The following is a 21,098-nucleotide window of genomic DNA, read 5'->3' as shown; positions in this document are numbered from 1 at the left end:
CCAGTAATAAAAAGGGGTTCAGAACCGAGTTCTGAACCCCTTTTTGGCTTCAAGGCAACTCCAACCCGCCACCCGCCTTGTGCAGCTTACGCAAATGCTCGCCTATCTCTTTGACGTTAGCCTCACTGGCACTGATTTCTGCCGCGCGGCTTGGCTCAAGCAAGGCCCTGACTTCCTTATCCAAATCCCCTGTCAGTGTTTGAAGCTGTTTCTGACGCAAGCTGCTTTCGGATTCCAGTCGCTGCCATTCGCTGGGCTGCGGTAGCCCGTAACCGCTGCTGCCCAGCAACTCGGCGGGGCGGCTCAGGAAACCGCTGTTGGCGAGGATCTGCTGCAGTGTCGCGTTGGCCCTTTCCATGCCGCCGTTCTGTAATTCACGGGCACCGAGGTAGCGCTGCTTGACCTCATCCTGGGCCAATAACAGTTGTCGGCGATAGCTGGCCTGTTCCAGCAGGAGTAACGCCGCGCTGGTGCGCAGGTCGGCCCGTTCAAACCATGGCCGGCGTTCTGCGGCGCTCAGGGCCAGCCAGTCTTCCACGTTTTGTTGCTTGATCGGCAAGTGTTTCTTCAGCACTTCGAACATGGCCTGATACCGCTCCCGGAATGAGTCGAAGCGGTAGCCCAGGCGCAAGGCTTCCTTGGGATCATCGAGCACGCTGGTATCCGCCAGACCTCGCCCCTTGAGCACTTCCAGCAAACCGTTGGGCATGATGCTGTCCAGCCCCTTGAGCTGCGCATTGTTGCTGCCGCTGCGCAGCAATTTCAGGCTTTCCACCGCGCAATTGTTGGACAGGAAGTAATAGTTGCCGTCATAGCTCCAGTGCATTTCGGCGGCGTGTTCAACCGTTTCCTCGATCTCGGACCGTGTCAGGTTCAGCGGCACCGAGGCCAGGCTGCGCAGTTCGGTCTTGGTGTATTCATCGATGACCTGGGCCAGCGGCAGTACGAACAGGCGCGACGGGTATTTGCCCACCAGGCCATCCCAGCTCGACAGCTGCACATCGCCCACGAAGGCGCGGTATGACAGCACCAGGTGTTGATCCAGATCCAGCCGGCAATCCGGCCCACGGGGGCGGTCCGGCGCGCAGATCACCAGCCGCAGCATGCTGTGGCCCCAGCGGCTGACCCAGTTCTGGTTGGCTTCGGCCAAGAGGTAATCGATGGCGTAGACCCGCTCTGGATCAACCTTGCCCAGTGGCGTCTTGGCAAAGTCGTTGCCGGCGTTGAGGAACGCGAATGACGGGGCGCAGGTATTCTTGGCGGCGGGGGCCCAGCCAAAGTGTTCCTGATAATAGCGATACAGTGCTGGCCGTCGGCAGGCGTAACTCGGGTCCAGGAGAAAGTACTCCATGTTGACCGCGACGAACTCCTTGGGGCTGCTCGTTTCGTAGATGTCCGGGCTGCGGGCGACCTGGCGATTATGCTGTTCCCGTTCACCACGACGGCCGACGTATTGCGGCCAGCCGGCGAGGTCCAGCAAGCGGGGATCATCACTGAGGGTGAAGCGGCGGTCGTTCTGGCCCCGGCATTCATCGGGAAGGCCGATCAGCCCGGCGCTGCTGGTGCGTCGGGTGCAGCGTTGGATCAGCGCGCGTTCGGCGTTTGGCCATAAACGCGAGCGATCATAAATGTGGGTCAGTTCATGCAGGACCGTGGCGAGCATTTCCCGCCGCACGGTGCCGTGGGGCCGATGGGTCTTTTGCGTGGCGGCACTGCCGTCGGTGAGGCTGTCGAGCAGGTTGCGATTGAGGTCCAACTGCGACACCAGCGAGGCCTGGCCGTAGGCGTTGGCGGGCATCCGGTCGGTCCAGCCCACATTGATGCGTCGGTCCAGCTGTTCGATGAATCGCGGCGGCAGGGCCTGCATCGCTTCATCGAGCAGCGCCTGGCTGGCCTGCTGTTGCGCCGGGGTCAGTCCTTCGTCGTTAAGGTGCAGTTGCAGGCCGGCCTGGGCGGTGCTGCTCAAGAGCAGCACGACCCCGGCCGTCAGCCAGACGGCGAACGGCCTCACAATGCGAGGATGGCTTCGGCGAGAACCTGGTCACTGGCGTCGCGGGCTTCCGGTACGCGGGTGCGCAAGGTGTCGAAGGCGGCCTCGAGGTGAGCGCCACGAATTTCCCCGTTACTGGCGACGAAACTGGCCGCATCGTCATGGGCTTCACGAACGATTTTCGAGTCACGGATGGATGTGGTGGTGTCGGAGGTGAAATCGATCGTGCGCTGGGAGGCGCGAACGACGATGTTACTGGTGGCTACCAGGGTTTGTGCCTGGGCCACATCGGCCAACACCAGCAGGCCTAGGGTGGCAGCAATCAGCGGGCTACGCATGGAACGACTCCGAAGAATAAAGATAACTATTGGACGAGAATTGCCTGTGCCAGTTCAAGGTCGCTGACGTGAAGTTTTGGTTGGGTCCGGTGTAGATAATCCAGGGCCGACTCCAGTTGCGCACCTCTCAACTGCCCATCGCTGGCAACGAATGCCGCAGCGTCATCGTGGGCGGCGGCGATCAGTTTATGGTCGAAGGGCGCGGAGGTCACCATGCTCGTGGCATAGCCGCTGATCACGACTTGCTGGGTGGAGACATCGAAAGCATGGGCCGGAACGGACCAGCATAAAGCGCTGAAGAAAAAAGCGAGGGACAGATCTGAGTAGAAACGCATGGGACTCGACTGTTGATGGTGAGTCCGAAGGCTAGCGCAAACCACTGCGCCAGAGCCAGCGCTGAAACATCGGAACACCATTGGCGTCCCGATGTTTCATGTCTGGAATCAGATCACCAGGATGGCTTGGGCCAGCTGCGCGTCGGAGGCGTTCAACTGCGGCGCCTGCTGACGGATGTAATCCAGAGCGCTTTCCAGTTTCACACCGCGGATGGCGCCGTTGCTGGCGACGAAACTGGCCGCATCGTCACGAGCGGCCAGGACAATTTTGTCGTCGCGAAACGACGAAGTGATATCGGACGTTGCGTCGGAAGTGGCCTTGAGCGCACCCACGAGGGAGTCGGTGGTGACGATAAAACTACTGGCATTGGAGTGTGCGGCTACGGCCAGCAGGGCGGCGGCGCTGAGCAGACGAAGACGGATCATGATGAAACTCCTTGAATAATGAAGTGGTGCCGGTGCGTGTAGCTGGAAGAGAAGACGCATGCTCGACCCGCTTCGCCACGTTCGTTTCGATATTAGGTCAGAACGAGGTGGATGACAGCTTGGCCATTGGCAATTTCCACGCTTCTACAACAGCTCGATAAAACTGTACTGGTTATTTTCTAACTATTCTTAACTGTGCAGGTGCGTGGTTTTTGGCAAAACCAGGCCTCTGAAACGACAAGACCCGTCGCGGTTTCCCGCGACGGGTCTTGTTTGTTCAATTCGGTGCTGGCGGTGGACCCGGTGGGTCAGGGCCAGCGACGCTGAGTTAGCGCCAGAACGGCTTGCTCAGCTCTTCGTAGCGTTGTGCTTCGCTGATACCGGCGTCAGCCAGCAGGCGTGCATCCAGACGGGCCAGTTGGTGGCGGCTGGCGATGCGGCGCTGCCACAACATCAGGTTAGCGATAACGCGAAGAGGCAGGGAAGCCTGGTTTTTTTCAGCTTTGTCTTCGAAGAACAGCTCGGAACTGAGTGTACGTTCCATGGTTGACATCCTTCCGCTTATGGCGGGATTAGGTAGTGGTTTAACTGGTGCCCATGATCCTCTCGTTTGGCCAGTCTCTCTAGATACAGTTCACCTGTAATGTGAGAGACCAGTTAACTGTTAAACGGTGGTGTACTGGTCGATATTGAGGCAACTGTACCTGTGTGCACTATTTTCGTGCGTTTTTGCTGTGAAAGCGGAGATGTGTAGGAGTTTGCTGTAGGAAATCACAGGTACAGTAGTACAGTTTTTGTGGTTTGTGGGCTGAAAGCGATGGCCAGTGAAAACTGTATTTGCTGCCAGGGTGATCCAGCTGTATTAAACCGCCAGCATCTGCCCGGTCTCTTCCAGATTCAGGTGCCAACTCAGTGCATCGCGCAGGATGTGCGGTGTATGTCCGCCCAAGGCGCACGCCGCTTCAAAATACTCGTTCAATGCCTGGCGATAGGACGGATGCACGCAATTGTCGATGACCACCCGCGCCCGCTCCCTTGGCGCCAGGCCACGCAGGTCGGCCAGGCCAATCTCCGTCACCAGGATGTCGACATCGTGCTCGGTATGGTCCACGTGGCTGACCATCGGCACGACACTGGAAATTGCGCCGCCCTTGGCGATCGACTTGGTCACGAAAATCGCCAGATGTGCATTACGCGCAAAGTCCCCCGAGCCGCCTATCCCATTCATCATCCGCGTGCCGCAGACATGGGTGGAGTTGACGTTGCCGTAGAGGTCGAACTCCAGTGCCGTATTGATGGCGATGATGCCAAGGCGGCGTACCACCTCGGGGTGGTTGGAAATTTCCTGGGGGCGCAGGACCAGCTTGTCCTTGTACTTCTCCAGATTGCCGAATACGTCGGCATTGCGCCGGCCCGACAGCGTAATGGAGCTGCCAGAGGCGAAGCTCAGTTTGCCGGCGTCGATAAGGTCGAATGTAGAGTCCTGCAGGACCTCTGAATACATGGTCAAGTCTTCGAATGGGGAGTCGATCAGCCCGCACATCACGGCATTGGCGATGTTGCCGATCCCGGCCTGTAATGGACCGAGTTTATTGGTCATGCGCCCGGCGGCGACTTCCTGTTTGAAGAAGCCGATCAAATGATCGGCAATGGCCTGGGTGTCGCTGTCCGGCGGCATGACTGTCGAAGGCGAATCCGGCTGATTGGTGATGACAATGGCGGCGATTTTTTCCGGCGGTATCGGGATGGCGGTGCTGCCGATACGGTCGTCGACCTTCACCAAGGGAATCGGTGTGCGGGTCGGGCGATAGGTCGGGATATAGATGTCATGCAACCCTTCCAGATCAGGGTTGTGGGCCAGGTTGATTTCAACAATGACCTGCCTGGCGAAAATAGCGAAGCTGGCCGAGTTGCCCACCGAGGTGGTGGGCACGATATGGCCCTGCTCGGTAATGGCCACGGCTTCGATCACTGCAATGTCCGGCAACTTGAGCTGGGCGTTACGCAATTGCTCGACGGTTTCCGACAGGTGCTGGTCGATGAACATCACCTCGCCAGCGTTGATCGCCTTGCGCAACGTGCTGTCGACCTGGAATGGCATGCGCCGGGCCAGTACGCCGGCTTCGGTGAGTTCCTTGTCGAGGTCGTTCCCCAGGCTCGCACCGGTCATCAGACTGATTTTCAGTGGCGTGACCTTGGCGCGCTCAGCCAGGGCGTGGGGCACTGCTTTCGCTTCTCCGGCGCGGGTGAAACCGCTCATGCCGACGGTCATGCCGTCCTGAATCAGCAAGGCTGCTTCTGCAGCGCTCATCACTTTGTTCAACAACGAGGGCAGGCGGATGCGATCACGGTACATGGGTGGTTATCTCGGGCTGGAAGCTGGATGCGCAGTCTAGTGAATTCGCGCCGTGCCCGACCCGCTACAAAAGTCGCATTTAAGGCGTCTATTACGGGCGTTTCAGGCAAAACATTATTACCGGATCGGTAACGTTCGGCCTTGATACAAATCAAAACGCCCCGACAAGTCGGGGCGTTAGTGGCGAAGCAGTGAGCGTTATTCCACCGCTTTGACCATGTCTTCGATAACCTTCTTGGCGTCACCGAACACCATCATGGTCTTGTCGAGGTAGAACAGCTCGTTGTCCAGGCCGGCGTAACCGCTGGCCATCGAGCGCTTGTTGACGATGATGGTCTTGGCCTTGAAGGCTTCGAGGATCGGCATGCCGGCAATCGGCGACTTCGGATCGTTCTTCGCCGCCGGGTTGACCACGTCGTTGGCACCCAGTACCAGCACCACGTCGGCCTGGCCGAACTCGGAGTTGATGTCTTCCATCTCGAACACCTGGTCGTAAGGCACTTCGGCCTCGGCCAGCAATACGTTCATGTGCCCGGGCATACGACCAGCCACTGGGTGGATCGCATATTTGACGGTCACGCCGTGATGGGTCAGCTTCTCGGTCAGCTCTTTCAGCGCGTGCTGCGCCCGTGCCACCGCCAGGCCATAGCCCGGCACGATGATCACGGTATCGGCGTTGGTCAGCAGGAAGGTGGCGTCGTCAGCCGAGCCGGATTTCACCGGACGGGCTTCTTTGGAGCCTGCCGGGCCAGCGGCATCCGCCGTGTTGCCGAAACCGCCGAGCAGCACGTTGAAGAACGAACGGTTCATCGCCTTGCACATGATGTACGAGAGGATCGCACCGCTGGAACCCACCAGGGAGCCGGCGATGATCAGCATCGAGTTGTTCAGCGAGAAGCCGATACCCGCTGCAGCCCAGCCGGAATAGCTGTTGAGCATCGACACCACCACCGGCATGTCCGCACCGCCGATCGGGATGATGATCAGCACGCCCAGCACAAACGCCAGGGCCAGCATCAGGGCGAATGCCCCGAGGTTGCCGGTGAACATGAACATCAGGCCCAGACCCAGTGTTGCCAGGCCCAGGATCAGGTTGAGCTTGTGCTGGCCGCCAAACTGTACCGGTGCGCCCTGGAACAGGCGGAACTTGTACTTGCCCGACAGCTTGCCGAAGGCGATCACCGAACCGGAGAAGGTGATTGCACCGATGGCGGCGCCAAGGAACAGCTCCAGACGGTTACCGGCCGGAATTGAATCCCCCAGTTGCTTGACGATGCCCAGGGACTGCGGCTCGACCACGGCGGCGATCGCGATAAATACCGCGGCCAGGCCGATCATGCTGTGCATGAACGCCACCAGCTCGGGCATCTTGGTCATCTCGACGCGCTTGGCCATGATCGACCCGGCAGTGCCGCCGACCAGCAGACCGACGATCACATAGCCGATGCCTGCGGTAGCCAGCTCGGCGCCCAACTTATAGATGAGACCCACGGTAGTGAGCACCGCCAGCGCCATGCCGAGCATGCCGAACAGGTTGCCTCGGCGAGATGTAGTGGGGTGCGACAGGCCTTTGAGGGCCTGGATGAAGCAGATCGACGCGATCAGGTAGAGCGTCGTTACCAGGTTCATGCTCATTACTTGGGCGCCTCTTCTTTTACGGCTTTCGGGGCTTTTTTCTTGAACATCTCAAGCATGCGGCGCGTCACCAGGAAGCCGCCGAACACGTTCACTGCGGCCAGGGCCACGGCGAGGGTGCCCATGGTCTTGCCCAGCGGGGTCACGGTCAGTGCGGCGGCAAGCATGGCGCCGACGATCACGATGGCCGAAATGGCATTGGTCACCGCCATCAGCGGTGTGTGCAGCGCGGGCGTTACGTTCCAGACCACGTGGTAACCGACATAAATCGCCAGCACAAAGATGATCAGGTTGTAGATACCGGGGGAGATAAGCTCTTCCATTGTCTGAATCCCTGCTTAGGCGTTTTTGCGGATGACTTGGCCGTCGCGGCACATCAGGCACGCGGCGACGATGTCGTCTTCCAGGTTCACGTCGAACTGACCTTCCTTGGTGAAGACCAGCTTCAGGAAGTCCAGCAGGTTACGGGCGTACAGCGCCGAAGCGTCTGCCGCGACTTCGCCGGCCAGGTTGGTCGGACCGCAAATGGTCACGCCATTTTCGATCACCACCTGATCGGCCACGGTCAGCGGGCAGTTACCGCCCTGGGCGGCCGCGAGGTCAATGACCACCGAGCCGGGTTTCATCTGTGCGACGGTTTCGGCACTGAGCAAAGTCGGTGCCTTGCGGCCCGGAATCAATGCGGTGGTGATGACGATGTCAGCCTGCTTGGCGCGCTCGTGCACGGCCTGGGCCTGGCGCTGCATCCAGCTGGCGGGCATGGGTCGGGCGTAGCCGCCAACGCCGACGGCGCATTCACGCTCTTCGTCGGTTTCGTAAGGTACATCGACGAACTTGGCGCCGAGGGATTCGATTTGTTCCTTCACTGCCGGACGCACGTCCGACGCCTCGATCACCGCACCCAGGCGCTTGGCCGTGGCAATCGCCTGCAACCCAGCCACGCCAGCACCGAGAATCAGCACCCGCGCCGCTTTCACGGTACCCGCGGCGGTCATCAGCATCGGCATGAAGCGTGGATAATGGTGGGCGGCCAGCAGCACGGCCTTGTAGCCGGCAATGTTCGCTTGAGACGACAGCACATCCAGGCTCTGGGCACGGGAGGTACGTGGTGCAGCCTCAAGGGCGAAAGCGGTAATGCCGCGTTCGGCCAGCTTGGCAATGGTTTCGTTATTGAACGGATTGAGCATGCCCACCAGAACGGTGCCGCTCTTGATCAGCGTCAGTTCGCTGTCGCTGGGGGCGACCACCTTGAGAATCAGTTCGGCCCCGAAAGCATCACTGGCGCTGCCAATGGTGGCGCCCGCTGCTTCATAGGCACTGTCGATAACGCTGGCCTTGATGCCGGCACCGCTTTGAACAGTGACCTTATGGCCTTGGCCGATCAGCTTCTTGATGGTTTCCGGGGTTGCAGCAACCCGCGTTTCACCCGTCTGGGTTTCGAGAGGAACACCAATGTGCACGTCAAATCTCCTGCGTGATCTTATTGAGTAAACCCAGGCACTTCGGATGGTGCGGCTGGGGCGGCCGATCAGCACGATCCCGCCGAATCAGGCGGGGCGCGGCATTTTGCAGGCGAAAATTCAGCCCTTCAAGGGATTATGACGGGTGACGGAAAATTAACTACAAGTCACCCTGTGACCGAATGTCGCAATGATCGGCATATATCCCTTGTAGGCTGGGCTTTCCAGGGTTTCAGGCCAAATTTGACGATTTTTCCATTGGCGACGTGAATGAACCCTGATGAGCTGCGTAACGTGGCTCAAAGCCACGTATTTGAACGGTTATGAGACTACGGTACTGATTTCGTAACAGATTGACTGTATGCGACATAAATTTATATCTGTAGCGCTTTTGATTAGCTTACTACCGGAGTCGGATATAGAGTTTTTCCTTGTTAATCAAGGCTGTAGCTACTAGCTTGATTGACCAGCCAATCGCGAAAAGCCCTCAGAGAGGCCGATTCGACCTTTCGTTCGGGGATCATCAGGTAGTAGGCCTTGATGCTCGACAAGGCATTTCGATTGGCAACGACCAATCGTTTCTCGGCCAGCTCGCGCTGGATCAAAAAAGGTGGAATCAAGGCGATTCCCATGTCATGCATCGCCGCTTGGGCAAGCATGGAGAATAGTTCATAACGCGGGCCTGTCAGGTCTCGCGCGATATTGAGGTTTTGAGCGTTGAACCACTGGCGCCACGCATACGGGCGGGTGGTTTGCTGAAGTAGGGGCAGTTCGGCGATGGCTTGCGGTGTCAGGCTGTTCCGGTTGCCCAGTAAGGTAGGGCTGCACACGGGCATCGGGTTTTCTCCCATCAGCTTGTGGGATTCGGTACCGGACCAGTCCGCATCGCCGAAATAAATGGCTGCGTCAAAATCCGTATCCGCAAAGAGAAACGGCCGCGTGCGATTGGTCAGATTGACCGTGACTTCTGGATGCTGCTGTTGGAAGTCCTTGAGGCGCGGTAGCAGCCATTGAGTACCAAACGTCGGAACCACTGCCAGCTCTATCACGTTGGCGCCGGTATGCCCCATCACTGAAAGAGTATCGCGCTCCACGGCGTCCAGTTGAGTGGCAACGCGGCGGCTGTAGGAAAGTCCGGCCTCTGTCAGTTTGACTCCCCGCCGTGAACGTCGGAACAACTCCACACCGAGGAAGTCCTCCAGGCTGGCGATCTGTCGACAAATAGCGCCCTGTGTGAGGGAAAGCTCCTGTGCGGCCTTGGTGAAGCTCTCATGACGTGCGGCGGCCTCGAAGCTGACCAGAGCGGCGGTGCTGGGGATTTTTCTGCGCATGTACATCAACCTCACTCGTCAGGATCGTAAACGGGGTTCAGGGCGTTTACGGAGTGAGAAATTAGCACAAGAGCGTGCGTAATCCTCGTTTGCTCTGATAGGAAAGCGCGCCTAGGATCAATCCACGATTTTTAATCTGATTGGCGAGGATTCTTTCATGGCCGGTAAAGCGAGTTTCAACTGGATTGATCCATTGTTGTTGGACCAGCAACTCACCGAAGAAGAACGCATGATTCGCGACACTGCCGAGCAGTTCGCCCAACAGAAGCTCGCGCCGCGGGTGTTGGAAGCGTTCCGTCATGAAAAAACCGACCCGGCGATTTTTCGTGAGATGGGTGAGGTCGGCTTGTTGGGCGCAACCATTCCTGAACAGTACGGCGGCAGCGGCTTGAACTACGTCAGCTATGGCTTGATCGCTCGTGAAGTGGAACGCGTTGATTCAGGTTATCGCTCGATGATGAGCGTGCAGTCCTCGTTGGTCATGGTGCCGATCAATGAGTTCGGTACCGAAGCTCAAAAGCAGAAGTACCTGCCGAAGCTGGCTTCCGGCGAGTGGATCGGTTGCTTTGGTCTGACAGAGCCGAACCACGGTTCCGACCCGGGAGCGATGATTACCCGTGCGCGCAAAGTAGAAGGCGGCTACAGCCTCACGGGTAGCAAGATGTGGATCACCAACAGTCCGATTGCCGATGTATTTGTCGTCTGGGGTAAGGATGACGCCGGTGACATCCGTGGCTTTGTTCTCGAGAAAGGCTGGAAAGGCCTGAGTGCACCGGCGATTCACGGCAAGGTCGGTCTGCGCGCTTCGATCACTGGCGAGATCGTCATGGATAACGTCTTCGTTCCAGAAGAAAACATCTTTCCTGATGTGCGTGGGCTGAAAGGGCCTTTTACCTGTCTGAACTCGGCTCGCTATGGCATCTCCTGGGGGGCCTTGGGTGCTGCCGAATTCTGCTGGCACACCGCGCGCCAGTACACCCTGGATCGGCAGCAGTTTGGTCGTCCTTTGGCTGCCACTCAGTTGATCCAGAAAAAACTGGCCGACATGCAGACTGAAATCACCCTTGCCCTGCAAGGATGCCTGCGTCTGGGTCGTATGAAGGATGAGGGTACGGCCGCTGTTGAAATCACATCGATCATGAAGCGCAACTCCTGCGGCAAGTCCCTGGATATTGCTCGCATGGCGCGGGACATGCTGGGTGGCAATGGCATCTCCGATGAGTTCGGCATCGCTCGCCATCTCGTCAACCTGGAAGTGGTGAACACTTACGAAGGTACTCATGACGTTCATGCACTGATCCTGGGGCGTGCGCAAACCGGTATCCAGGCGTTCTATTAATAGGGGGAACGGCATGGGCGCGCTTTCGCATCTGCGGGTACTGGATTTATCGAGGGTGCTGGCCGGGCCGTGGGCTGGTCAGATCCTGGCGGACCTGGGAGCTGAGGTCATCAAGGTCGAGCGGCCGGGTGGTGGCGACGATACGCGCGCCTGGGGACCGCCGTTCCTGAAGGATGCGTCTGGCGAGAATACCACCGAGGCGGCCTATTACTTGTCGGCCAATCGCAACAAGCAATCGGTGACCATCGATTTCACGCACCCCGAGGGGCAAAGGTTGGTGCGGGAGTTGGCGGCCAAGTCCGACATTCTGATTGAGAACTTCAAGGTAGGTGGGCTGGCGGCTTATGGCCTGGACTACGACTCGCTGAAGGCGATCAACCCGCAACTGATCTATTGCTCGATTACCGGGTTTGGTCAAACCGGTCCTTACGCCAAGCGCGCCGGATATGACTTCATGATCCAGGGGTTGGGGGGCTTGATGAGTCTCACCGGCCGGCCTGAAGGTGATGCGGGGGCGGGCCCGGTGAAGGTAGGGGTGGCGCTGACGGATATCCTGACTGGTGTCTATTCGACCGTGGCCATCCTGGCAGCGTTGGCTCACCGCGATCATGCCGGCGGCGGGCAGCATATCGACATGGCCTTGCTGGACGTTCAAGTGGCTTGCCTGGCGAACCAGGCGATGAATTACCTGACCACGGGCAACGCGCCGAAGCGGTTGGGCAACGCTCATCCGAACATAGTGCCTTATCAGGACTTTCCTACGGCTGACGGTGACTTCATCCTTACGGTAGGCAATGACGGTCAGTTCCGAAAGTTCGCCGAGGTCGCGGGTCAGCCGCAGTGGGCTGATGACCCGCGTTTTGCGACAAACAAGTTGCGGGTGGCGAACCGTGCAGTATTGATACCTTTGATTCGCCAGGCGACGGTATTCAAGACCACTGCCGAATGGGTCGCTCAGTTGGAGCAGGCTGGTGTGCCCTGTGGGCCGATCAACGATTTGTCCCAGGTGTTTGCTGATCCTCAGGTCCAGGCGCGTGGGCTGGCGATGGAGTTGCCTCATGCACTGGCGGGTAAAGTGCCGCAGGTTGCCAACCCGATCCGGCTGTCCGAGACCCCGGTGGAATATCGCAATGCGCCTCCTTTATTAGGGGAGCACACGCGGGATGTCCTGCAGCGAGTATTGGGGTTGGATGAGGCGATGGTGACGGGGTTGAGAGAGGCTGGGGTGCTCTGATTCTCTCTTCTATATAGAAGAGGCTTTTTGAGGGGCGCGGTGGCTTTTTCGAATGCCCTGCAACTTATTGATAGAAAAACGAAATTAAGGGTTGACGGCAAATTCTGGAAGTCTATAATTCGCCCCACTTCCGGCGCAGTCGAAACGAAAAACTCCTTGAGTTTCAATGAGTTAAACGATTTTCGGCAGCGCAGGGCTTCAGGTCATCGAAGCTTGGGAAGCAGTTGGTGGGGCGGTTTTCCTGGCTCCGTTAACGATTCGATCTTCTCGATCGAAAGCGGTCAAAAAGAGGTGTTGACAGCAGCGAGTAACGCTGTAGAATTCGCCTCCCGCTAACGAGAGATCGGAAGCGCAAGTGGTTGAAGTTGCAGAGGAAACTTTGAAAACTTCTTAAAATAACCGCTTGACAGATACGCCGGGCGCTGTAGAATGCGCGCCTCGGTTGAGACGAAAGGCTCAACCCACCGCTCTTTAACAACTGAATCAAGCAATTCGTGTGGGTGCTTGTGGAGTTAGACTGCTAGTCAACAGATTATCAGCATCACAAGTTACTCCGCGAGAAATCAAAGATGTAACCAACGATTGCTGAGCCAAGTTTAGGGTTTTCTCAAAACCCAAAGATGTTTGAACTGAAGAGTTTGATCATGGCTCAGATTGAACGCTGGCGGCAGGCCTAACACATGCAAGTCGAGCGGTAGAGAGGTGCTTGCACCTCTTGAGAGCGGCGGACGGGTGAGTAAAGCCTAGGAATCTGCCTGGTAGTGGGGGATAACGCTCGGAAACGGACGCTAATACCGCATACGTCCTACGGGAGAAAGCAGGGGACCTTCGGGCCTTGCGCTATCAGATGAGCCTAGGTCGGATTAGCTAGTTGGTGAGGTAATGGCTCACCAAGGCGACGATCCGTAACTGGTCTGAGAGGATGATCAGTCACACTGGAACTGAGACACGGTCCAGACTCCTACGGGAGGCAGCAGTGGGGAATATTGGACAATGGGCGAAAGCCTGATCCAGCCATGCCGCGTGTGTGAAGAAGGTCTTCGGATTGTAAAGCACTTTAAGTTGGGAGGAAGGGCATTAACCTAATACGTTAGTGTTTTGACGTTACCGACAGAATAAGCACCGGCTAACTCTGTGCCAGCAGCCGCGGTAATACAGAGGGTGCAAGCGTTAATCGGAATTACTGGGCGTAAAGCGCGCGTAGGTGGTTCGTTAAGTTGGATGTGAAATCCCCGGGCTCAACCTGGGAACTGCATTCAAAACTGTCGAGCTAGAGTATGGTAGAGGGTGGTGGAATTTCCTGTGTAGCGGTGAAATGCGTAGATATAGGAAGGAACACCAGTGGCGAAGGCGACCACCTGGACTGATACTGACACTGAGGTGCGAAAGCGTGGGGAGCAAACAGGATTAGATACCCTGGTAGTCCACGCCGTAAACGATGTCAACTAGCCGTTGGGAGCCTTGAGCTCTTAGTGGCGCAGCTAACGCATTAAGTTGACCGCCTGGGGAGTACGGCCGCAAGGTTAAAACTCAAATGAATTGACGGGGGCCCGCACAAGCGGTGGAGCATGTGGTTTAATTCGAAGCAACGCGAAGAACCTTACCAGGCCTTGACATCCAATGAACTTTCCAGAGATGGATTGGTGCCTTCGGGAACATTGAGACAGGTGCTGCATGGCTGTCGTCAGCTCGTGTCGTGAGATGTTGGGTTAAGTCCCGTAACGAGCGCAACCCTTGTCCTTAGTTACCAGCACGTAATGGTGGGCACTCTAAGGAGACTGCCGGTGACAAACCGGAGGAAGGTGGGGATGACGTCAAGTCATCATGGCCCTTACGGCCTGGGCTACACACGTGCTACAATGGTCGGTACAGAGGGTTGCCAAGCCGCGAGGTGGAGCTAATCCCACAAAACCGATCGTAGTCCGGATCGCAGTCTGCAACTCGACTGCGTGAAGTCGGAATCGCTAGTAATCGCGAATCAGAATGTCGCGGTGAATACGTTCCCGGGCCTTGTACACACCGCCCGTCACACCATGGGAGTGGGTTGCACCAGAAGTAGCTAGTCTAACCTTCGGGGGGACGGTTACCACGGTGTGATTCATGACTGGGGTGAAGTCGTAACAAGGTAGCCGTAGGGGAACCTGCGGCTGGATCACCTCCTTAATCGACGACCGCAGCTGCTTCATGAGCTCCCACACGAATTGCTTGATTCATTGAAGAAGACGATAGAAGCAGCTTTAAGCTCCAAGCTGATAGCTCAACGCTAACAGTTACGCGCTCGAAATTGGGTCTGTAGCTCAGTTGGTTAGAGCGCACCCCTGATAAGGGTGAGGTCGGCAGTTCGAATCTGCCCAGACCCACCAATTTTGTTATGGGGCCATAGCTCAGCTGGGAGAGCGCCTGCCTTGCACGCAGGAGGTCAGCGGTTCGATCCCGCTTGGCTCCACCATAAACTGCTTCTGAAAGCTTAGAAATGAGCATTCCATCGATGTGATGGTGAATGTTGATTTCTAGTCTTTTGATTAGATCGTTCTTTAAAAATTTGGGTATGTGATAGAAAGATAGACTGAACGTTACTTTCACTGGTAACGGATCAGGCTAAGGTAAAATTTGTGAGTTGCTCTTAGAGCATGCGAATTTTCGGCGAATGTCGTCTTCACAGTATAACCAGATTGCTTGGGGTTATATGGTCAAGTGAAGAAGCGCATACGGTGGATGCCTTGGCAGTCAGAGGCGATGAAAGACGTGGTAGCCTGCGAAAAGCTTCGGGGAGTCGGCAAACAGACTTTGATCCGGAGATGTCTGAATGGGGGAACCCAGCCATCATAAGATGGTTATCTTGTACTGAATACATAGGTGCAAGAGGCGAACCAGGGGAACTGAAACATCTAAGTACCCTGAGGAAAAGAAATCAACCGAGATTCCCTTAGTAGTGGCGAGCGAACGGGGACTAGCCCTTAAGTGGCTTTGAGATTAGCGGAACGCTCTGGAAAGTGCGGCCATAGTGGGTGATAGCCCTGTACGCGAAAATCTCTTAGTCATGAAATCGAGTAGGACGGAGCACGAGAAACTTTGTCTGAATATGGGGGGACCATCCTCCAAGGCTAAATACTACTGACTGACCGATAGTGAACTAGTACCGTGAGGGAAAGGCGAAAAGAACCCCGGAGAGGGGAGTGAAATAGATCCTGAAACCGTATGCGTACAAGCAGTGGGAGCCCACTTTGTTGGGTGACTGCGTACCTTTTGTATAATGGGTCAGCGACTTATTTTCAGTGGCGAGCTTAACCGAATAGGGGAGGCGTAGCGAAAGCGAGTCTTAATAGGGCGTCTAGTCGCTGGGAATAGACCCGAAACCGGGCGATCTATCCATGGGCAGGTTGAAGGTTGGGTAACACTAACTGGAGGACCGAACCGACTACCGTTGAAAAGTTAGCGGATGACCTGTGGATCGGAGTGAAAGGCTAATCAAGCTCGGAGATAGCTGGTTCTCCTCGAAAGCTATTTAGGTAGCGCCTCATGTATCACTGTAGGGGGTAGAGCACTGTTTCGGCTAGGGGGTCATCCCGACTTACCAAACCGATGCAAACTCCGAATACCTACAAGTGCCGAGCATGGGAGACACACGGCGGGTGCTAACGTCCGTCGTGAAAAGGGAAACAACCCAGACCGTCAGCTAAGGTCCCAAAGTTATGGTTAAGTGGGAAACGATGTGGGAAGGCTTAGACAGCTAGGAGGTTGGCTTAGAAGCAGCCACCCTTTAAAGAAAGCGTAATAGCTCACTAGTCGAGTCGGCCTGCGCGGAAGATGTAACGGGGCTCAAACCATACACCGAAGCTACGGGTATCACTTAGGTGATGCGGTAGAGGAGCGTTCTGTAAGCCTGTGAAGGTGAGTTGAGAAGCTTGCTGGAGGTATCAGAAGTGCGAATGCTGACATGAGTAACGACAATGGGTGTGAAAAACACCCACGCCGAAAGACCAAGGTTTCCTGCGCAACGTTAATCGACGCAGGGTTAGTCGGTCCCTAAGGCGAGGCTGAAAAGCGTAGTCGATGGAAAACAGGTTAATATTCCTGTACTTCTGGTTATTGCGATGGAGGGACGGAGAAGGCTAGGCCAGCTTGGCGTTGGTTGTCCAAGTTTAAGGTGGTAGGCTGGAATCTTAGGTAAATCCGGGATTCTAAGGCCGAGAGCTGATGACGAGTTACCCTTTGGGTGACGAAGTGGTTGATGCCATGCTTCCAAGAAAAGCTTCTAAGCTTCAGGTAACCAGGAACCGTACCCCAAACCGACACAGGTGGTTGGGTAGAGAATACCAAGGCGCTTGAGAGAACTCGGGTGAAGGAACTAGGCAAAATGGCACCGTAACTTCGGGAGAAGGTGCGCCGGTGAGGGTGAAGCACTTGCTGCGTAAGCCCACGCCGGTCGAAGATACCAGGCCGCTGCGACTGTTTATTAAAAACACAGCACTCTGCAAACACGAAAGTGGACGTATAGGGTGTGACGCCTGCCCGGTGCCGGAAGGTTAATTGATGGGGTTAGCTAACGCGAAGCTCTTGATCGAAGCCCCGGTAAACGGCGGCCGTAACTATAACGGTCCTAAGGTAGCGAAATTCCTTGTCGGGTAAGTTCCGACCTGCACGAATGGCGTAACGATGGCGGCGCTGTCTCCACCCGAGACTCAGTGAAATTGAAATCGCTGTGAAGATGCAGTGTATCCGCGGCTAGACGGAAAGACCCCGTGAACCTTTACTATAGCTTTGCACTGGACTTTGAATTTGCTTGTGTAGGATAGGTGGGAGGCTTTGAAGCGTGGACGCCAGTTCGCGTGGAGCCATCCTTGAAATACCACCCTGGCAACTTTGAGGTTCTAACTCAGGTCCGTTATCCGGATCGAGGACAGTGTATGGTGGGTAGTTTGACTGGGGCGGTCTCCTCCTAAAGAGTAACGGAGGAGTACGAAGGTGCGCTCAGACCGGTCGGAAATCGGTCGTAGAGTATAAAGGCAAAAGCGCGCTTGACTGCGAGACAGACACGTCGAGCAGGTACGAAAGTAGGTCTTAGTGATCCGGTGGTTCTGTATGGAAGGGCCATCGCTCAACGGATAAAAGGTACTCCGGGGATAACAGGCTGATACCGCCCAAGAGTTCATATCGACGGCGGTGTTTGGCACCTCGATGTCGGCTCATCACATCCTGGGGCTGAAGCCGGTCCCAAGGGTATGGCTGTTCGCCATTTAAAGTGGTACGCGAGCTGGGTTTAGAACGTCGTGAGACAGTTCGGTCCCTATCTGCCGTGGACGTTTGAGATTTGAGAGGGGCTGCTCCTAGTACGAGAGGACCGGAGTGGACGAACCTCTGGTGTTCCGGTTGTCACGCCAGTGGCATTGCCGGGTAGCTATGTTCGGAAAAGATAACCGCTGAAAGCATCTAAGCGGGAAACTTGCCTCAAGATGAGATCTCACTGGGACCTTGAGTCCCCTGAAGGGCCGTCGAAGACTACGACGTTGATAGGTGGGGTGTGTAAGCGCTGTGAGGCGTTGAGCTAACCCATACTAATTGCCCGTGAGGCTTGACCATATAACACCCAAGCAATTTGTTGACCCGATACAGGGCACCAGATTGCGGTGTGTGAAGACGCTATGAACCGAAAGTTCGCACAACACACAAACCTATCGCATACCCATTTGCTGGAACGTGACCGCAAGGCACGCGCTGGCTACCGAATTTCTTGACGACCATAGAGCATTGGAACCACCTGATCCCATCCCGAACTCAGCAGTGAAACGATGCATCGCCGATGGTAGTGTGGGGTTTCCCCATGTGAGAGTAGGTCATCGTCAAGATTAAATTCCGAAACCCCTATCTGCTGACGCAGGTAGGGGTTTTGTTTTAGTAGAAGTTATCGATTTTCGCTGGCACGTTACTGTTGAACGGGCCGGTCACAGAATTTCTTGACGACCATAGAGCATTGGAACCACCTGATCCCATCCCGAACTCAGCAGTGAAACGATGCATCGCCGATGGTAGTGTGGGGTTTCCCCATGTGAGAGTAGGTCATCGTCAAGATTGAATTCCCAGAACCCCTGTCTGCTGATGCAGACAGGGGTTCTGTCGTTTTGGGCCGGTAATCGGATCGCCCCTCATGATTGCTGTCCACACACGGCAAACCCTGTGGCCATTGCTATGCTGTGATAGTCGGGGCATCTGAAAAATGGCCCGCGACGTCACTGGTCATGGGGATTCCAATAATGAAAAACCCTTATGCTCCTGGCTTCTGGTGCGCCCTCGCAGCGTTGGTGTTGCTTTCGGCCACTTATTTCTATGGCGTCATGCTGACTCACCAGATCGACAAAGCACTGATCTTCCTCGATAGCGCGGCTGCGCTGATCGGTGTGATATCCATCGCAATCGTGGCCTGGGCATCGCTCCAAGGGCAACGCATCAAAAAAAAGCATCTTGAGCAGGGTAAGACTCTGGTGCTGATCTGGGATACCAAGGTTGCATTACGCCGGGTCGAAACGGTCTTCGATCGTTACTTCTGGGGCAGTTACTGGCAGCCTGGCCGCACATTTCAGGAAGTCATGGGTGAACTCACCGGTACTCCATTGGAAAAAAGTCTCGAGGCCTTGAAGACCCAATGTGCGGCATTGGACAAACAGGTCGCCGAAGACGACTGGCATTGGCTGAACAACGCTCGTGAGCTCTGCGACGTCGCTAACGCTATGGCGCGGGAGCGCTATCAACTGGACTTCTGCGATCCTCGCGCGGACTCATCGGGCGCGACGGTGATCAATCGTGATTTCGAAGTGTTGGTGTACACCTGGACGGCACGGCTGAAGACGTTCGACCATCAACTCGATGAGATTGAAGTTCAATATTCGTAGACCCTCTCTCAAGAAAACGCTTCCCCCCTTTAAACATTGGGCCCGCTGGCATGCCTGATGGTAATCTCCCTCCACTTCGCGGCGTCGAGCCACACCCTTAGCGGTGTCAGGGAAGACGACGGCTTTTTCAACCATGGATATTGATCGGATCACTCATGAATAAATCAGCAAGCGTACTTCTGGGAATCGTTGTGGTCGTCGGTGCAATCAGCGCGGGTGGCGCCTGGTACACCGGAACGAAACTCGAAGGAGTGCTGCAAACCGCCATTGCCGACAGCAACAAGCAAATGCAAACGGCCCTGGCCGGGTCAAATGGCACGGCTTCGATCGAGCTGGTGTCATTGGACCGTGGGACTTTCAGCAGCACCGCCCATTATCGCCTCAAAGGTGAAGGCGAGATGTTTGGTGATGAATCGGTTGAATTGCTGTTCGTCGACAACATCGAACATGGCCCGCTGCCGTTCTCGCGCCTGATGACGCTCAAATGGTTGCCGGTCATGGCTACCAGCCACACCGAACTTGAACGCACGCCGTTGACCGAGAAATGGTTCGTCGCTGCCAAGGACAAGTCGCCGCTCAAAGGTGTGGTCAACCTGGGCTACGACCAGTCGACCCACGGCACGTTCGAGTTGCTGCCCCTGGACACCAAGCTGGATGAACAGTCCCAGCTCAGTTTCTCTGGTCTGAAGATCGACCTGGCCTCCAGCGCCCAGGCAGAGAAAATCAAGGCTGACGGTTATATGGACAGCTTCAAGCTGACCACCGTCGCTGAGGACCAGACGCCGGTGCAAGTCGAGCTCAACGGCCTGACGCTCGCCAGCAACCTGAGCAAGAGCACTTATGGTTATTACATGGGTGATAACGTTCTGATGCTCAGCAACAGCAAGACTACTTTTGGGGAGCAGAAGTCGGTCTTGGGCCTGAAGAACTTCGAGATGAAGAACAACAGCACCGAAAATGGCACCAGCGCATCGGGGCGTGCCGATTACAAGGTCGGTGAGTTGTCATTCAACGATAAGGCTATCGGTTCTGCGCAGATGGCGGTCAGCCTGAAGAACCTGGACATCCCGGCCACCATGTCGCTCATGCAGGTCTATCAAACCAAGCTGCAACCCTACGAGCAGGCGGCGGCTGAAGCGGCAGCAGCCGGTGAGCCAGCGCCGGAGCTGGTGCTGAGCGAGGCTGAGGAGGCGCAGGTCAAGGCCGACCTGGAAAAACTCCTGGCCGGCGGCCCGCAAGTGGCACTGGAAAATCTGTCGTTCACTACAGCCAATGGCGAAAGCCGCGCGACGCTGGTCATCGACCTTACCAAGCCGCAATCCATGGACCTGCCGCCTGATCAACTGGGTCGTCAGTTGCTCGCCTTGCTGGATTTCAATTTGAAAGTCTCCAAGCCGATGCTGGTTGATCTGTTGACCGTGCAGGCGCAAATGGAAGGCCAGACCGACGCCAAGTTGATCGCCGATCAGGCCACTGCCACCAGCGATATGTTCAGCGCGATGGCGGTGGGCACAGAGCTGGCAACGCTTGAAGGCAACGATGTGGTCACCAAGCTGCACTACGCCAACAATCAAGTTGATTTCAACGGTCAGAAGATGACAGTCGAACAATTCACCGCGTTTGTGATGAACAAGTTGGGTGGCGGCGTAACCATCCAGTAATCGACTGGAGCAACATCCAAAGCCCGGCCTGTGCATTGCGCACAGGCCGGTTTTTTTTGCCCGCGAAAATCTGCATCGATTCTGAAGAATTATGGCGTTTTGGAAG

The 21,098-nt window shown here is 56.3% G+C and carries 14 protein-coding genes, 2 tRNA genes and 4 rRNA genes; 10 read left to right on the top strand and 10 right to left on the bottom strand.

What is annotated here, in order from left to right; translation table 11 throughout:
• Positions 1 to 49 precede the first annotated feature (49 nt).
• From BW979_RS02795 to BW979_RS02750, 10 genes are all read right to left on the bottom strand, one after another.
• Positions 50 to 2,011, bottom strand: coding sequence for a DUF7844 domain-containing protein (locus BW979_RS02795; protein WP_076383121.1), 1,962 nt, complete (start codon positions 2,009 to 2,011; stop codon positions 50 to 52).
• A complete protein-coding gene (locus BW979_RS02790) occupies positions 2,008 to 2,328 on the bottom strand; it encodes a DUF2388 domain-containing protein (protein ID WP_047230076.1) in 321 nt (106 codons plus the stop codon). The genes BW979_RS02795 and BW979_RS02790 overlap by 4 nt, the downstream gene beginning before the upstream one ends.
• 26 nt (positions 2,329 to 2,354) lie before the next feature.
• Positions 2,355 to 2,663: a DUF2388 domain-containing protein gene (locus BW979_RS02785; protein ID WP_047230077.1), complete on the bottom strand. Its 309-nt coding sequence runs from the start codon at positions 2,661 to 2,663 to the stop codon at positions 2,355 to 2,357.
• Positions 2,664 to 2,771: 108 nt separating this feature from the next.
• Positions 2,772 to 3,089 (bottom strand): DUF2388 domain-containing protein, encoded by a 318-nt coding sequence (locus BW979_RS02780; RefSeq protein ID WP_047230078.1) that lies wholly within the window; start codon positions 3,087 to 3,089, stop codon positions 2,772 to 2,774.
• A gap of 328 nt (positions 3,090 to 3,417) precedes the next feature.
• The gene (locus BW979_RS02775; RefSeq protein ID WP_047230079.1) at positions 3,418 to 3,633 is read right to left on the bottom strand and encodes a DUF1127 domain-containing protein; all 216 of its coding nucleotides are present in this window, start codon (positions 3,631 to 3,633) and stop codon (positions 3,418 to 3,420) included.
• A 318-nt stretch (positions 3,634 to 3,951) separates the two neighbouring features.
• The gene (locus BW979_RS02770) at positions 3,952 to 5,445 is read right to left on the bottom strand and encodes an acetyl-CoA hydrolase/transferase family protein (RefSeq protein ID WP_047230080.1); all 1,494 of its coding nucleotides are present in this window, start codon (positions 5,443 to 5,445) and stop codon (positions 3,952 to 3,954) included.
• 198 nt (positions 5,446 to 5,643) lie between these two features.
• On the bottom strand, positions 5,644 to 7,080 hold the full coding sequence (locus tag BW979_RS02765) for an NAD(P)(+) transhydrogenase (Re/Si-specific) subunit beta (protein ID WP_047230081.1): 1,437 nt from the start codon (positions 7,078 to 7,080) through the stop codon (positions 5,644 to 5,646).
• Complete coding sequence (locus tag BW979_RS02760) at positions 7,080 to 7,403, bottom strand: NAD(P) transhydrogenase subunit alpha (RefSeq protein ID WP_003187010.1); 324 nt, start codon at positions 7,401 to 7,403, stop codon at positions 7,080 to 7,082. The genes BW979_RS02765 and BW979_RS02760 overlap by 1 nt, the downstream gene beginning before the upstream one ends.
• Before the next feature lie 15 nt (positions 7,404 to 7,418).
• Positions 7,419 to 8,540 (bottom strand): Re/Si-specific NAD(P)(+) transhydrogenase subunit alpha, encoded by a 1,122-nt coding sequence (locus BW979_RS02755; protein WP_047230082.1) that lies wholly within the window; start codon positions 8,538 to 8,540, stop codon positions 7,419 to 7,421.
• Positions 8,541 to 8,974: 434 nt separating this feature from the next.
• The gene (locus tag BW979_RS02750; RefSeq protein ID WP_076386503.1) at positions 8,975 to 9,871 is read right to left on the bottom strand and encodes a LysR family transcriptional regulator; all 897 of its coding nucleotides are present in this window, start codon (positions 9,869 to 9,871) and stop codon (positions 8,975 to 8,977) included.
• 157 nt (positions 9,872 to 10,028) lie between these two features.
• Here BW979_RS02750 and BW979_RS02745 point away from each other — a divergent pair, with 157 nt between their 5' ends.
• The 10 genes from BW979_RS02745 (at position 10,029) to BW979_RS02695 (ending at position 20,992) form a co-directional block, all read left to right on the top strand.
• Positions 10,029 to 11,210, top strand: a complete 1,182-nt coding sequence (locus BW979_RS02745; protein WP_025216186.1) for an acyl-CoA dehydrogenase — start codon at positions 10,029 to 10,031, stop codon at positions 11,208 to 11,210.
• Positions 11,211 to 11,223: 13 nt separating this feature from the next.
• Positions 11,224 to 12,444, top strand: coding sequence for a CaiB/BaiF CoA transferase family protein (locus tag BW979_RS02740; RefSeq protein WP_076383120.1), 1,221 nt, complete (start codon positions 11,224 to 11,226; stop codon positions 12,442 to 12,444).
• A 626-nt stretch (positions 12,445 to 13,070) separates the two neighbouring features.
• Positions 13,071 to 14,607, top strand: a 16S ribosomal RNA gene (locus tag BW979_RS02730).
• Between the two features lie 123 nt (positions 14,608 to 14,730).
• Positions 14,731 to 14,807: transfer RNA gene (locus BW979_RS02725), tRNA-Ile, on the top strand.
• 10 nt (positions 14,808 to 14,817) lie between these two features.
• A tRNA-Ala gene (locus tag BW979_RS02720) sits at positions 14,818 to 14,893 on the top strand.
• Positions 14,894 to 15,132: 239 nt separating this feature from the next.
• Positions 15,133 to 18,024 (top strand): 23S ribosomal RNA (locus BW979_RS02715).
• Between the two features lie 150 nt (positions 18,025 to 18,174).
• Positions 18,175 to 18,290, top strand: a 5S ribosomal RNA gene (gene rrf / locus BW979_RS02710).
• Between the two features lie 107 nt (positions 18,291 to 18,397).
• A 5S ribosomal RNA gene (gene rrf / locus BW979_RS02705) occupies positions 18,398 to 18,513 on the top strand.
• The 16S, 23S and 5S rRNA genes sit together here with 2 tRNA genes alongside, the layout of an rRNA operon.
• A gap of 182 nt (positions 18,514 to 18,695) precedes the next feature.
• Positions 18,696 to 19,331 carry a hypothetical protein gene (locus BW979_RS02700; RefSeq protein WP_047230327.1) on the top strand — a complete coding sequence of 212 codons (636 nt, stop codon included), beginning with the start codon at positions 18,696 to 18,698 and terminating at the stop codon, positions 19,329 to 19,331.
• Positions 19,332 to 19,486: 155 nt separating this feature from the next.
• A complete protein-coding gene (locus BW979_RS02695; protein ID WP_076383119.1) occupies positions 19,487 to 20,992 on the top strand; it encodes a YdgA family protein in 1,506 nt (501 codons plus the stop codon).
• Positions 20,993 to 21,098 lie beyond the last annotated feature (106 nt).

It is taken from the genome of Pseudomonas sp. A214, assembly GCF_900156295.1.
GTDB classification, from domain to species: Bacteria; Pseudomonadota; Gammaproteobacteria; order Pseudomonadales; family Pseudomonadaceae; genus Aquipseudomonas; species Aquipseudomonas rhizophila.
This window is presented reverse-complemented; position numbering and strand designations above follow the sequence as displayed.